The organism is Brevibacterium pigmentatum, from assembly GCF_011617465.1.
GTDB lineage: Bacteria > Actinomycetota > Actinomycetes > Actinomycetales > Brevibacteriaceae > Brevibacterium > Brevibacterium pigmentatum.
Window position 1 is genome coordinate 584,328 of the sequence record NZ_CP050153.1, and the last position, 14,247, is coordinate 598,574.

Here is a 14,247-nt window from a genome sequence, read left to right on the forward strand (position 1 = left end):
GATCAAACGGGCCGAAAATGCGAACCGACCGTCGGACTGCGACGGGCCCACATCGGTCTTTGACGTGCAATTCGGACCGAGAGCCGCCTCGGCGAAGGACTTCGCATCTGCACTCGAACTGAGCAGTGCGCTCTCCGCAGCCGAACTGGAGCGGATCTTCCGCGCCAGCGGCGGCCGTACCCGCATCGCCGACTCCCTGATTCAGGCCCGAGTCGAAGCGGGATTGCCCGCGGGCGATACCGACCCCGACCGGACTGTCGCGATGCTGTCGACGGAACTGAGCCCTGCGATCAGCGACGCCTCCCGCGAATCGGCCGCACTCTATCTGCTCGCCCTCTTCTCGTGGACGCCGAAGATCACCTCGTCCATGGTCGACCTTGTCTATGCCGCCTTCGACGCAGCGAAGGTCACGAACGACGCCACACCCGATGGTCTCACCCCGCTGCTGACCTCGGCGGGCCTGCTCGCCGTTGCTCCCGGCGACTCCGAGGTCTTCACCGTTCCCACTTTCATCCGCATCCTGATGCGGCGCATCTCCGCAGTCGACAACGGCCCAGCGAAGCGAACTCCACGCGAAGCCCTCAGCACGGCTATCGCCGACGCCGTCGGCCGCCAACGCATGGACAGCCGTGAAGGACTGCCGGGGCTGCTCGACCTTGTCTTGGAGATCAGGGATTGGAAGGTGCTGGAGCGCGGGTGGGCGCGACGGTCGGTCAATGTCTTCGTAGATGTTCCGGAATCGATTGAGGCTTTTCTCAACGTTCCAGAGGCTGTGGTCGCGAAGAATCCGATCCTCACCCTGGCCCGCAGTGCTGCACGGCGGATCGATTCGACCCGGCGGATGCTCGGGACCGATGACCTCGGAAAGTTGCTGACCGCCACCGACTTCGACAGCATCGTGGTGCCGGAGCTGCACGGCCGACTGGCCGACCCGAGCCTTCCGCTCTCCGGCGACGAGATGGCCGTGCTGACCATGTTGGAAGCGCGCCATCACCGTCTGAACCAGAACTTCGATGCGGCGCTGGGCGTCATCGAGATGGGGCGGGAGCGGATGCTCAGCCTCGGTGCCGGAGAGCCGGGGCCCACGCTGATGCTGCAGGCCGAACTCAATCTTGAGCGTGGGTGGTGCCTCATTGCGGTCGGTCGCTTCACCGAGGCGGCTTCCGTGTTGCAGAACGTCGTGCACTTCGCGGGAATCTATACTCCGAACTCGTCGCATCCTCTGCTGGCGGGATTGGTCGAAACCGCTCTGGCCGGGCTGGGCCAGGGTCACGGGTCAGATATGGATCGTTGTCTGAAGGAGGCGCGTGAGGCCGCCGCACGATTCGGGATGGAGACGCTGCCCGACGAGCGAACGGCACTGAGTGTTGAGCTGTTCCGCAGCCTCGACCGACTCGATCTCGACGCGGCTGAGGGCATCCTCGCTGAGCTGGATCAAGCGAAGACTACTCAGCGCCTGGGGCCGATTCCGGACTGTGCCAAGGCTCTGTACTACGTGTACCGCGGGCGGGCGTCGATCGCGGCGAAGTTGGTGACGGAGAGCCCGACGGTGCAGATCCTGCCCACGGCGGACGACGCGAGCGCTCGATTCTCCGGATTCGTCAATATCGTCGGTTTCGTACTTGCTGCGGCGGGAGAGACCAAGACGCTGCAGGATATGAGCGACCGAATGAGTTCGAGCAGCCCTGGTGACTCGATCATCAAGGCTCGACAGGCCCTCGTCTTCGGGCAGCATGATCGGCTGTGGGCTGCGACCGGGCAGGCACTCGGCAGTGATCAGGGGCCCCGGCACAAGAGCTGTGCCATGGCCCTGCGTGCTGACATGCTCCACCACGAGGGGCGTGCCGACGAAGCGCTGGAGACGTTCGTGCAGATGCTCGACTACTGTGCGATCACGGCGTCGGTGCTGGCGGTCGCGCAGCTGTCGAAGTCAGCTCGAGAGTCGCTCATCCCGGCTTCGGCCGAATTCTCCGAGTGGGAAGCCGTGGCTCGGTCGTTCAATTCGACGGAGATCACGGCGTCCGTGCTGCAGACGCGTCTGCTCGAGCTGCCGGAGACCGCGCCGGTGGCTCCGGACTTCCAGACCGACCTCACACCGGCCGAACAGTCGCTGCTGTTCGCCATCGACTCATCGAAGTCGATCGCGCAGATCGCCCGCGAGTTCGGCGTGGTGTCGGGAACGCTGAAGAACCGACTGTCCGCGCTCTACCGCAAGCTCGGTGTGAGCAGTCGCGCCGAAGCCGTCGTCTACGCCCATCGCAACCAGCAGGGGTGACGGGTGGCGGCCTGCCGTCGCCGGAGCTGACGACGCGCCCTGCCAGATCGGCAGGCGTTCAGCCGAGGTGGACGTGGCCGACCTGAATCGCAATCGCCATTTGGCCCGGTCTATGCCGCGAAGACTCCCGGGGTCGTGCCCAGGGTCGACCGGAAATGTCTCGTGAGATGGGCCTGATCGTGGAAGCCTGACTCCGCGGCCGCCTCGGCGGGGGTGTGTCCGGCCAGAAGAAGTCGGCGGGCGCGATCGACCCGTCGGCCGACTACATACCGGTGGGGCGCGATCCCGAACGTCGTGGTGAACACCCGCACCAGGTGGCTGCGGTGGGCGCCGAGCTCGGCAGCCGCCTCGGCGACGGTGAAGGACTCGACCAGTCGATCATCGAGCATCTCCCGCAGACGTCGGGCAAGCGGCGCATCGGACGCGGTCTCGGTGGCGGGGATCAGCCGGGAGTTCGCGATCTCACGCAGGGCCAGGACGCCGCATTCGGTGGGACGCGATATCGCGACTGCGATCTACACGGAAGAACTGTTCTCCACCGGACACGATGCCGCCAACCGCGCTGCCGTCGCAGGTGTCCCGGCCGAGGAGCTCAACCTCGTCGGGGTGGCTCTGCACGGTCCGAAGAACGGAGTCGATCGGGTGGTGAAACGTGCGCGGATGCACGCGTGAGGTGTGTGTGAGGCTGCGCCAGTGAGAGTATGAGGCGGCTCTGCCCCTTGAGCCTCAGTTCGGGGCGAGGAACTCGGAGATCCGATTCAGCGCAGAAGCTTCGAGCGAGTAGTACGACCAGACGCCGCGCTTCTCCCGACGGAGGACCCCGGCGTCGACGAGGATCTTCAAGTGGTGGGAGACGGTCGGCTGTCCGAGTCCGACGGGTTCGGTGAGATCGCAGACGCACGCTTCCTGCTGTTCGTGCCCGGCGATGAGGGAGACCAGACGCAACCGGGTCGGGTCGGCCACTGACTTGAGAATGCGCGCGAAGTCCTGAGCGTCATCGAGGCTCAACGGCGAGACGGTCAGTGCCGGGCAGCAGACGTCCGCCTCGGTCGGAGAGAGTGCGGGTTGTGTGGTCACTCTTCCATTATGCTCATACATTGACATTTGTCGATGCCTTGTGGTCCTATCGTATCGAAGAACTTCAATGCGTCGGCACAAGAGTGCGGCGCAGAACCGACCAGGACCTCAAGGAAGACCATGCACTCCACGGCTACTGCCCACATCGATTCGCCGGTGGCAGCGAAGATGTCGACGCTGGACCGACTCCTGCCGCTGTGGATCATCGGCGCCATGGCGCTGGGTCTGCTGTTGGGCAGGGTCGTGCCCGGCATGGCAGAGGCCTTGGACTCGGTCAAGGTCGCCGACGTATCCCTGCCGATCGCCATCGGCCTGCTGGTGATGATGTTCCCGGTGCTCGCGAAGGTCCGATACAACGAGACCGGACGCGTGCTCGCCGACAAGAAGCTCATGATCACCTCTTTGGTCATCAACTGGTTGGCAGCTCCCGCGTTCATGTTCGCCCTGGCGTGGCTGTTCCTTCCCGACCTGCCCGAATACCGCACCGGACTCATCATCGTCGGTCTGGCCAGGTGCATCGCCATGGTCCTCATCTGGAACGACCTGGCGTGCGGGGACCGCGAGGCCGCCGTCGTGCTCGTCGCAATCAACTCGGTGTTCCAGGTGATCGCCTTCGGCCTCCTCGGCTGGTTCTACCTGCAGTGGCTGCCGGACCTTCTGGGCCTGCCGACGACCAGCAGCGAATTCTCCTTCTGGGCGATCACCCTCAGCGTTCTCGTCTTCCTCGGCATCCCGCTGCTCGCCGGCTTCCTCACCCGCACCGTGGGGGAGAAGACGAAAGGACGCGAGTGGTACGAAGACCGGTTCCTCCCCAAGATCGGGCCGTGGGCGCTGTACGGACTGCTCTTCACCATCGTCCTGCTCTTCGCCTTCCAGGGTGACGAGATCACCTCTCACCCGGGCAATGTCGCCCGCATCGCCCTGCCGCTGCTCGTCTACTTCGTCGTCGTCTTCGCGTTCGGGATGATCATCGGCAAAGCGCTGAGGCTGGGATACGAGAAGACGACGACCCTGGCGTTCACAGCCGCCGGCAACAACTTCGAACTCGCCATCGCGGTGGCGATCGGAACCTACGGCGTCGCCTCCGGACAGGCTCTGGCCGGAGTCGTCGGTCCGCTCATCGAAGTGCCCATCCTCGTCGCCCTCGTCTACGTCGCGCTGTGGGCACGACCACGATTCTTCCCATCCGCCTCCGACCAAGGAGTGAACCGAGTATGAGTCCGACACCAATCGACAAGCCGAGCGTCCTCTTCGTCTGCGTACACAACGCAGGCAGGTCCCAGATGGCCGCCGGATTCCTCCGCGAGCTGGGCGGGGAGCAGATCGAAGTCCGATCCGCGGGCAGCGCACCGGCCGAAACGCTCAATCCGAATGCCGTCGATGCCATGCGAGAGCTCGACATCGACATCACCCGAAACAGTCCCACGCTGCTCGACGCCGACACGGTGCGCACCTCCGACGTCGTGATCACCATGGGCTGCGGCGACACCTGCCCGATCTTTCCCGGCAAACGGTACGAAGACTGGGAGTTGGATGACCCCGCAGGGCAGAACCTCGAATCGGTGCGCAGGATTCGTGATGACATCCGGGCTCGCGTCGAAGCGCTGATCGCCGACCTCGTTCCCGACACCGAGGCGCTGCCCGGCACATCGACCACGGCATCACCTCAACCCACAGAATCACCTCAACCCACCGAGGAGGCCCGCCATGAATGACAATGCGCTCGCCGATCTGCCGGTCGTCGTGATCGGATCCGGACCGGTCGGCCTCGCGGCCGCCGCCCACCTCGTCACCCGCGGAATCCGCCCGCTCGTTCTCGAGGCGGGACCCTCCCCGGCCGCGGCAGTCGCCGAATGGGGCCACATCGGTCTGTTCTCTCCGTGGAAGTACAACATCGACGAGGCGGCGCGAGGTCTGCTTTCGCCCACCGGCTGGCAGGAGCCCGACGGAGACCACCTGCCCACGGGCGCCGAGCTCATCCGGGACTACCTCAACCCCCTTTCGGAAACAGCTGAACTCCGTGACGCTATCCTCACCGGCACCCGAGTTGTGGCAGTGAGCCGAGTCGGCAAGGACCGCACCGGAACCTCGCAGCGTGGATCGACCCCGTTCCTCGTCCGCACTCAGAGCTCCGACGGGACATCGGTCGATGTCCATGCCAAGGCTGTTATCGACGCCTCAGGAACCTGGGAGACCCCGAACCCGCTGGGGCAGTCCGGGCTCCACGGTCCGGGTGAGGTCGAAGCCCGCCGCAGCGGATTCGTCACCTCGCCTCTGCCTGATGTGGTCGGCAGTGATCGTGAGCAGTTCGCCGGGCGGCGGACTCTCGTCGTCGGAGGAGGGCATTCGGCGGCGAACACGCTCTTGGCTCTGGCCGAACTGCGGGAGGAATCCCCGGACACGCGAATCGGCTGGGTGCTCAGGCGCGTGGACCCGGCATCCGTCTACGGCGGAGAGGACAAGGACGGTCTGCCCGCACGCGGTGCACTCGGGGCTCGGCTCCGCCACCTCGTCGAGACCGGTGTCATCGATGTGCATGCCTCGACGACGATCACGGGTTTCGGTACCGACAGTGGTGACGCAATCGCTGCCGAAACCGACGGCGAAACGGTGATACTCCACGCCGATCGGGTCGTGCCTGCCACCGGCTTCCGCCCCGATCTCGGATTCCTGCGTGAGATCCGACTCGACCTCGACCCGATCGTCGAAGCTCCGCAGCAGTTAGGGCCGCTCATCGACCCCGAGCATCACAGCTGCGGGACGGTCGCACCACATGGTGCCAGGATGCTGGCGCATCCGGAGCCGGACTTCTACATCGTGGGAATGAAGTCCTACGGGCGCGCGCCGACGTTCCTCATGTACACCGGCTACGAGCAGGTCCGATCTGTCGTCGCGGCACTCGCCGGGGACCAGGAGGCTGCCGACCGCGTCGAACTCGTCCTGCCCGAGACCGGTGTGTGCTCAGCCGACGTCGGAACGTCATGCGATGTGCCGGCCGGTGTGGCAGACGAAGCGGCCGGATGCTGCGGGCCTGCGGAACCGGTACTGATCGGAATTCCCACCGGGGTCGAACACGGTCGGTCAGAAGAGGCCGCGGCCGACTGAATCGCCGGTTCGGATCCCTATCGCCTCAGCGGTAGGTGGCGTTCTTCGGGTCCTGGTGGCCGTGGTCGTTGAACGAGATGAGGCTGGTGCCGGACTGGCCGGTGATGATCTTCGTGATGCCGGTGTTGATTGTCACCCGGTTGAACGCCATCCACTGGTCGAAGTCGCCGCCGATCAGACGGGCCGCGGTCCACGCAATCGCGCCGGCGCTCGAGACGACGATCGTCGACTGCCCCGACCCCATGGCGGCGACGGCATCATCCAGGGCGCGTTCGACGCGTGAAGTGAACTGCTTGTAGGTCTCCCGGTAGTCCTCGTCGTGTTCGCCCGAGGCCCAACGGGCGGCACCGCGTTCGAGTTCGCCCTGGAAGATCTTCGAATCGTGCTTGGCACGAGGATCGACATCGTCGAGTACACCGGTGAGCTCCCACGCGGCGTACTCGTTCCACCCGGAGTCGACATGGGCATCCATGCTCAGGCCCATGCCTTCGAGGAGGCCTTCGGCCGTCTGGCGCTGCCGCAGCATCTCACCATGGACGATCCTGTCCGGCTCGATGCCCTGTGCGGCGAGGAAGCGTCCGGTGATGCGGCTCTGCTCCTTGCCGAGATCAGACAGCCGATCATAGTCATCGGTGCCGAACGACGCCTGTCCATGTCGGACCAGATACAGCACGCTCATGAATCACCACATCCTCGTCGTGAAGCTCGAAAGACAGTTCGAGCGATCGATTATCGATGTGAGTCTACGGGACAGGGGTGGGGCACAGCTGGTGGGCAAGACGAAGCACCTCGGCTAGGGCGGGACTGACGTCGTTTCTGCGCCATGCCATGAGAAGTGGGAACGGCCCTTTCGGATCCTTTAGGGGGACGAAAGCGATGTTGGGGAAGGAGGCATTCTGCGGCACCGACGACACGGTGACCGAGCATCCGATTTCCGCGCCGACGAGCGAGAGAATCGTCCATGTATCCGGAGCGACCTGAATCACGGTGGGATTAAATCCTGCGGCCTGAGACAGCGCGTAGAGCCGTTCAATCGTCGTCGAGCCCGGGTTCGGCGGCAATGTGATGAAGTCCTCTCCCTCGAGTTCGCTCATCGATACCGACTCTCTGTCTGCCAGCGCGTGCTCTCGGTGCATGGCCACGACGAGCGACTCCTGGGCGACGATCCTCGTCTCGATGGACTGTGGGACGAAAGGCCAGATTCCGAACGCGAGGTCCATCGAACCATCAGCGACGCTGTCAATGGCGGGCAGCGCGAAGGATGCGCTTTGCAGGCTCAGATGGATTCCGGGATGAGCGCTGCGGACTAGTTTCAGCAGCCGCCCTATTAGTTTGTGGGTAGCGATACCGGTGAAGCCCAGGCGCAAGTGTCCTACTTCTCCTTTCCCGGCCGCCTGTACTGCGGAGTCGGCGAGGCGATGGCTCATGAGGATGTCGCGGGCAGGTTCGATGAGCGCTTGACCTGCCGGAGTCAGGCGCACCGACCTGGTGCTTCGTTCGAACAGCTGAGCCGACAATTCGACCTCCAGACTGCGGATGAGTCGGCTGAGGGGCGGCTGGGTTATGTGAAGTCGTTCGGCAGCCCGGCCGAAGTGAAGTTCCTCAGCGAGGACGAGGAACGCTCGGAAGTGCTTAGTGTCCATACCGGTGTGCCAATCGTCAGTGCGTCCTCCTCGTTCAATGAGGACCGGGAGTTATTCGTGCAGTTGGTGCATTAATCACCTCCAGTATAAGTATTGGACGGGTATCAATGACTTTGAAAGGATGACTGAGGTCACAGCCATTCGAAGTTCGAGGAGGAACGCGATGGACAAGACGATGAGTCTTCCCCGCGCGATCAGTACCTATCTGCGCGATGGAGACACTGTTGCGCTGGAAGGGTTCGGTCATATCGTGCCGGTCGCCGCCGCGCACGAGATCATCCGACAAGGATTCACAGATCTTGTGCTCGCCCGTATGTCGTGCGATGTCATCGTCGACCAGTTGCTCGGAGCGAACTGCCTGCAGGGCCTCATCTCCTCATTCATCGCCAACAGTTCGGCAGGTTCCCTTCATGAACTGCGGCGGCGCATCGAGAAGTCGGACCCGAAACCGCTGTGGTTCGAAGAATACAGCCACGGCGGAATGGTTGCTCGCTATCAGGCCGGTGCCGCGAAGCTTCCGTTCCAGCCGATCGCGTCTTACCGGGGCAGCGACCTGGCGGCGAAGAATCCCCGGATCAGATCCGTGCCCGATCCATACGGCGGGTCCGGCATCCACGTCGTCCCCGCCCTCAACCCCGACCTCACGATCATCCACGCCCAACGCGCGGACATGCACGGAAACGTTCAGGCCTGGGGGATGCTCGGGATCCAAACTGAAGCTGCATTCGCCGGTCGTCGTCTTATCGTCACTGTCGAGGAAATCGTCGACGAGGCCGTCGTCCGCGCCGACCCGAACCGTACGATCGTTCCCGCGCACGTCGTCGACGCCGTCGTCGCCGTTCCCCGTGGCTCGCATCCTCACTCCGTCCAGGGCTATTACGACCGCGACGACGAGTTCTCGAGACAATGGTCAGTGCTCGCCCGCGACGCGGCAGCGGTTCAGGACTGGCTCGAGATCAATATTCGCGGCACGAGCGACCACGATGAGTTCCTTGCCACTCTCGGGTCGGACCACTTCGAGCGGTTGGTCATCCACGACGCCTATTCGACACCTGTGAATTACGGAGGCAGAGCATGACATTGAGTGCTCACGACACCACTGAGACTCAGACCCGCAACCAGATCTGCGAGATTACCGGCAGTGAAGTCACCAGTAGCGAACTTCTCGCGGTCCATTCGGCCCGGGCGCTGGCCGGCCGCAACGTAGTCTTCGCCGGACATGGCCTGCCCACGTTGGCTGTCTCCCTGGCCCAGCAAACTGTGTCGCCGGACGTCGAGATCGTCTACGAGTCGGGAGTTACTGGCGCCAAGCCGCCAGCTATGCCTCGAAGCATCTCGGATTCGATTCTGGTCCCGGGCGCCGCCTCGGTGATGCCGATGACGCACTTGTTCAACTATATTCTGCAGGGCCAGCGCATCGATGTCGCATTTCTTGGTGCCGCGCAGGTCGACAAGTACGGGAACCTCAACTCCACCCTCATCGGCGAGGACTGGGAGCACCCCGACAGTCGACTTCCGGGTTCGGGTGGGGCCATTGAAGCGATGGCAGGTGCAGCCGAAATCTTCCTTGTCATGCGCCGACACACCCCGCGCACCTTCGTCGAATCATTGGACTTCGTCACATCTCCGGGACCGAAGAAGGCTGCCGAGGCGGAAACCGGGTCAATGCCGGCAGGCGCAGGAGTGACTCACGTGATCACCGACTTGGGAATCATGACACGCTTCGATCAGGACGAAGAGCTCACTTTGACTGCCGTTCATCCAGGTGTCGACCCCGCCGAGGCGGTGCGACAGACCGGGTGGGACCTGCAGGTCTCGCCCGACCTCGAGACGACTCAGTCGCCGACTCAAAGTGAGTTGACACTGCTGCGAGAGTCGCTCGATCCCACCCGCATCTACTTGCGCTGAACAGATGTTCTCACACGTCCACAAAGTCCGTGCACAGTGGCAGGCACCAGCGGACAGCTGAAGCTCTCATACCGAGCACGCGAGACTACAAATCGAAGAAAGTTGAAATCATGTCAATGAAGACAAATACCCAGGTTGCATCACCGCCTGATCCGACCGTGACTCGTCCTGAGCTGCGCCGTGCCGCATGGTCCTCATGGCTCGGCAGTTCGCTCGAATACATGGACTTCACTCTTTACACGCTTGCCTCCGCCTTGGTCTTCGGGCCGCTGTTCTTCCCCAATGAGACTCCTGCAGTGGCGCTGATCTCCAGCCTCGGTGTCTATGGATCCGGGTTTGTTGTGCGACCTATCGGCGGTTACGTCTTCGGCCGAGTCGGTGACAAGCACGGACGTCGGATCGTTCTTATCGTCACGCTGTCGATGATGGGCATCGCGACCATGGGCATCGGGCTTCTTCCGACTTATGCACAGATCGGTATCTGGGCGCCGGCACTGCTAGTCCTTCTCCGACTCGTGCAAGGGTTCGGGGCCGGAGCCGAACTGGCCGGGGCCTCGGTGCTATTGGTTGAATCGTCGCCCGTGCGTCGCCGTGGGCTCTTCGGAGCGATCGTTGCGATGGGGACAAACAGCGGAATATTCCTGGCCACAGTGCTATGGACTCTACTCACACTTTTGCCCGATGACGCCTTCCTCAGCTGGGGCTGGCGGGTTCCGTTCCTGCTCAGCATCGTCACCACTTTCGTGGCACTGGCGATTCGCACGAAGGTCAAGGAATCTCCGGTGTTTGAGGAAGCCAAGGAACGCCGCGCGGAGGCCACTGCGAACCAGGTGGAGCAGCCGAGCATTCTTGTCGAGGCACGGCAGTCGGCAAAGTCGTTTCTGCTCGCCCTGGGCATCCGCATGGGCGAGAATTCTGCTGTCTACCTGGTCAAAGGCTTCATGGTCGGATGGGTTGTGACTACGACCGGTCTGGATTCCGCGGTGGTTACGACAGGCATCATGATCGGAACCGTCATCGGTTTCGCAACCGTGCCGTATTTCGGCAAGCTCAGCGACAAGTTGGGCCGACGGCCGGTGTTCCTGGGCTTCACTCTCTTCCAGATCCTCTTCGCGATTCCGGCTATGTTGCTCATCGAGACCGGCAATCCGATCGTCATTGCCGCGGTATTCGCTATCTTCGTGGGCGGCCCCCTGCCGAACCTCTATGGCGTTGAGTCGAGCTGGTTGGTTGAACTGTTTGGATCGAAACACCGGTATACGTTCATGACTACGATCAAGGAAGTTGGGTCGGTAGTTTCCGGCGGCTTGGCGCCGGTGATTGCGGCTGCGCTCGTAGCTGTGATCACAGACTCGTGGTGGCCCGTCGCGATCGTTCTCATCCTCTTTGCTGGCTGCGGCTTGCTCGGCGCACTTTTCGCGCCAGAGACCCGTGGTCGTGACCTCACAACTGAAGTCGACGCAGTGGACGAAAGCCGCGCTCTGCAGTAGAGGAGGGGCGGCAGACGTACCGGCACTCGCCGCCGCTGTCTAAGCTGGGAGCAGGCCCCTTGCCGCGTAATCAGAACGGCGGGGGATCGACCTCGAGGTCGTGGTCCCAATTCACCTTCTCGGGTACGTACCGGGAATCCCAGGGATCGTTGACTCCTGAGCTGTCCTGGGAGTACCTCGGGGCAGCATCGGCGAGCGCCTCGGCGATGGCGGCCCGCTCCCGAGCGACGACGTCGGCGTCTCGGGCCGCGGCTGCCTTCTTCTCGCGCAGCTTCTCTTTCCGAAGGCGTGCGCGCTCCATATTGATCTTGGCTATCTGAGCGCGGTAGCCCGCATACCAGTTTCCAGTCAGCTGCTTTCTGGTTGCAGTGTCGCTTCCTGCGGGAAGACTAAGCTGGTGGGCAGACTTCTCCCAATTGAGGCAGCGTTCCAGCCGCAGCCGACGAGTTTCAGCCTGCTGCTTCTCGAAAGCTTCCGCCAGACGGCGCTCACGTGCCTCGCGCTCCTCTCGGCAGCGCTTCTCTTCATCGCGCTGGCGGATCGTCGATTCACCAGGCATGAGTTCGAGCACCGTTGGTGCAGTAGGCACCATTGACCAGGGCAGCTTCCACCGTTTGAGACCCAGTCGTCCCAAGGCATCGAATTCGAGCGCTTGCGCAACGTTGATCGGCTGCCCGGGCGCAGACACAGTGGTCGAGATCCCGTGTTTGAACTCGTAGTCGAGCTCACCGGATTTGGGCATAGTGACCCGAAGACGGCCGGCGGTCTTCAACGAATGATGCTTCTTGCACAGCGGATGCAGGTTTCCGAACCGAGTGAGACCGCCCTTGAGCGGATCCAGATGGAAGAACGGAACGACATGGTCGATCTCTGACTTCTCAGCCCGACGCGAGCAGCCGGGAACGGTGCACACCGTCCACTGCTCGATCAAGGTCTTCCGGAGATCTCTGGGGACCTGGTAAGTCGTCGCCTTAGCGTCGAGGGGAGTGCCGGTAGCGGGATCGGTGAGGATCCGCTGGATGCTCTTCGAACGGCCCGCGATGTTGCGGGCCACCTCGGCGGGTACCGGGGAACCGTCGGCAAAGGTGCCGGGCAGATCCGAGTCTCCGGTGAGCGAGAGGAACGGAACGGTCACCACGGTGGCGGCCTGATGCGACAGCCACTGGCTGCTGGTGGGCATGCGCAGCTTGACGAAATACTCAACGGGTCCGGCAGTATCCTCATCCTCGCCGTCGCAGCGGAATGCGGACCCGGTGGACTCATCGGAACCGACAGAAGCAGCAGGTCCAGCCGACCCGACTTGCGAGGAATTGCTGTCAGATGACTCCGTGCTGTCAGCGGATCCCGAAGCGACGTCCTTGGCGAAACCAGCGACGGCGTCATCGCAGTCCATGTCCGGAATGAGTTCGCCGTCGGAGTCGAGCAGCGACGCTTCTTTGGCAGTTTGGATTCCCGTGATCGGGTCGACCGAGATGACCTTGACCTTGAGTTCTGGCACAGGTCGGGTGAAGAGGTCGTACTCGAGCTGCGAGATAGACCGGTCATCGCTGATCTCAACCCCCACGGGCAGATTGAACGCCGACTTGTTGTTGCCGTGCACGGCAAGCGCGATGCCTTGAATGCGGTTGTAGCAGGCGAAGATCTCAGCCGAAGGGCCGCTGAGGGTCAGGCAAGCCGAGCCGTCCTTAAAACCCTCGACGTCGACGCGACGACGTTTGGTGGCGAGCTCGGTGTTGTCGACCCGTGGAACGAGCAGGGCGATCATCTTCGCCAGGTCCCGGCGCAAGGTCTCGCAGGTGATGTCGGCGCGCCTGGCAGCCAGGAAGATATCGAGTTTCGGGAGGTAGTCAAACGCGACATCGGCACATTGGCGGGAGACCACGTCGACATGAGCCTGGGTGAACTCGCCTGCGCGAACTCGATCGGCAAAGCGGGGGAGACCATAGAAGATCGTCATTGCGCCGGTCAGCTGACGGTAGGTGCGAGCAGTGTTGGTTCCCAAAATCGTCGAGATCTCGACGAGATCCTCAGCATCGACATAGTCATGGACCCACTTCGAAAAGCAGACGCCTTCATCGAGCTCGGGGAATTCGGGCAGTTCCTTCGAAACGGACTCGGCCGCCTTTTTCAACTGCTGGCGGGCGAAGCCGGCGTCATAGGGCACTACTGATGTGGAGGTGGGGGACGATGCGTCCTTGGGCCAGGTCTCGGGTGCCGACTCAGATGGTTCAGCCGACTCCTCGCTGTCGCGTCCGGCGCTCTGTTCGGACTCTCTGGCGCGACGGTCGAAGGATTCTGCGATCGTTTCGCAGCGGAAGGGTTCGGAGCCCTCGGGAACGGGGAAATCGAAGCCGATGAAAACCTGCTCGAGGACGACTGAAGAGACTGACTCGAGAAGCGAGAAATGGGCGCGGTCGGACGCGACGGCGTTCTCGGCGAAGCGAGACATGCTCGATTCGAAGCGGATGGCGAATCGGGGCGACGGCTGTGTCACGCCCGGTTCTTCGGTCTGATCGGGGGTCGAACGGTTGGTGGTGCCCTTCATTGCTCTTTCACCTGCCGCGGACTTCGCTGTCGGGGAAGTGGTGCTGATTTGAAAAGCTGTTAACGCTATATTAGATGACCAGGATGACATATACAATAGAAACACAAGAGAAGATTCGAATATGTTTCGAGTTCTCATGTTAGGTTCTTCGGTTATCTGATCATCATTGCACTCGACACTGACATAAGAGCGATAGGCAATGTC

General features: G+C 62.7%; 12 protein-coding genes and 2 pseudogenes. 8 read left to right on the top strand and 6 right to left on the bottom strand.

The features are described from left to right. Positions 1–64: 64 nt before the first annotated feature. A complete protein-coding gene (locus tag GUY30_RS02530; RefSeq protein ID WP_167193839.1) occupies positions 65–2,275 on the top strand; it encodes a helix-turn-helix transcriptional regulator in 2,211 nt (736 codons plus the stop codon). A 110-nt stretch (positions 2,276–2,385) separates the two neighbouring features. Here the strand turns inward: GUY30_RS02530 and GUY30_RS02535 are convergent, their stop codons facing one another. Then, positions 2,386–2,664: a helix-turn-helix transcriptional regulator gene (locus GUY30_RS02535; RefSeq protein WP_208091473.1), complete on the bottom strand. Its 279-nt coding sequence runs from the start codon at positions 2,662–2,664 to the stop codon at positions 2,386–2,388. 100 nt (positions 2,665–2,764) lie between these two features. Here GUY30_RS02535 and GUY30_RS17870 point away from each other — a divergent pair, with 100 nt between their 5' ends. Next, complete coding sequence (locus GUY30_RS17870) at positions 2,765–2,947, top strand: DUF2000 family protein (protein ID WP_228281637.1); 183 nt, start codon at positions 2,765–2,767, stop codon at positions 2,945–2,947. 54 nt (positions 2,948–3,001) lie between these two features. On the opposite strand, the gene GUY30_RS02545 is transcribed toward GUY30_RS17870, so the two are convergent. Continuing rightward, complete coding sequence (locus GUY30_RS02545; RefSeq protein ID WP_228281638.1) at positions 3,002–3,352, bottom strand: ArsR/SmtB family transcription factor; 351 nt, start codon at positions 3,350–3,352, stop codon at positions 3,002–3,004. 120 nt (positions 3,353–3,472) lie between these two features. Here GUY30_RS02545 and arsB point away from each other — a divergent pair, with 120 nt between their 5' ends. The 3 genes and pseudogenes from arsB (at position 3,473) to GUY30_RS02560 (ending at position 6,457) form a co-directional block, all read left to right on the top strand. Beyond that, entirely contained in the window at positions 3,473–4,570 is a 1,098-nt protein-coding gene (gene arsB / locus GUY30_RS02550) for an ACR3 family arsenite efflux transporter (protein ID WP_167193844.1), read from the top strand. Next, positions 4,567–4,974: pseudogene (locus tag GUY30_RS02555) on the top strand (arsenate reductase ArsC); the annotation flags it as partial. The gene arsB and the pseudogene GUY30_RS02555, both read left to right, overlap by 4 nt. A gap of 85 nt (positions 4,975–5,059) precedes the next feature. Continuing rightward, positions 5,060–6,457, top strand: coding sequence for an FAD-dependent oxidoreductase (locus GUY30_RS02560; protein WP_167193848.1), 1,398 nt, complete (start codon positions 5,060–5,062; stop codon positions 6,455–6,457). Positions 6,458–6,482: 25 nt separating this feature from the next. Here GUY30_RS02560 and GUY30_RS02565 read toward each other — a convergent pair whose 3' ends face one another. The 3 genes and pseudogenes from GUY30_RS02565 to GUY30_RS18025 all read right to left on the bottom strand — a co-directional run. Next, positions 6,483–7,136, bottom strand: coding sequence for a histidine phosphatase family protein (locus tag GUY30_RS02565; protein WP_167193850.1), 654 nt, complete (start codon positions 7,134–7,136; stop codon positions 6,483–6,485). A gap of 64 nt (positions 7,137–7,200) precedes the next feature. Further along, complete coding sequence (locus GUY30_RS02570; protein WP_266096062.1) at positions 7,201–7,824, bottom strand: LysR family substrate-binding domain-containing protein; 624 nt, start codon at positions 7,822–7,824, stop codon at positions 7,201–7,203. A gap of 150 nt (positions 7,825–7,974) precedes the next feature. Beyond that, positions 7,975–8,100 (bottom strand): annotated as a pseudogene (locus GUY30_RS18025) (LysR family transcriptional regulator); the annotation flags it as partial. A gap of 163 nt (positions 8,101–8,263) precedes the next feature. On the opposite strand from GUY30_RS18025, the gene GUY30_RS02575 reads away from it, so the two are divergent. The 3 genes from GUY30_RS02575 (at position 8,264) to GUY30_RS02585 (ending at position 11,498) form a co-directional block, all read left to right on the top strand. Continuing rightward, entirely contained in the window at positions 8,264–9,178 is a 915-nt protein-coding gene (locus GUY30_RS02575; RefSeq protein ID WP_167193854.1) for a CoA transferase subunit A, read from the top strand. Further along, complete coding sequence (locus GUY30_RS02580; protein WP_208091474.1) at positions 9,175–10,008, top strand: CoA-transferase subunit beta; 834 nt, start codon at positions 9,175–9,177, stop codon at positions 10,006–10,008. The genes GUY30_RS02575 and GUY30_RS02580 overlap by 4 nt, the downstream gene beginning before the upstream one ends. A 116-nt stretch (positions 10,009–10,124) precedes the next feature. Next, entirely contained in the window at positions 10,125–11,498 is a 1,374-nt protein-coding gene (locus tag GUY30_RS02585) for an MFS transporter (RefSeq protein WP_228281639.1), read from the top strand. A 70-nt stretch (positions 11,499–11,568) separates the two neighbouring features. On the opposite strand, the gene GUY30_RS02590 is transcribed toward GUY30_RS02585, so the two are convergent. Further along, the gene (locus tag GUY30_RS02590) at positions 11,569–14,043 is read right to left on the bottom strand and encodes an HNH endonuclease signature motif containing protein (RefSeq protein WP_167193856.1); all 2,475 of its coding nucleotides are present in this window, start codon (positions 14,041–14,043) and stop codon (positions 11,569–11,571) included. Positions 14,044–14,247 lie beyond the last annotated feature (204 nt).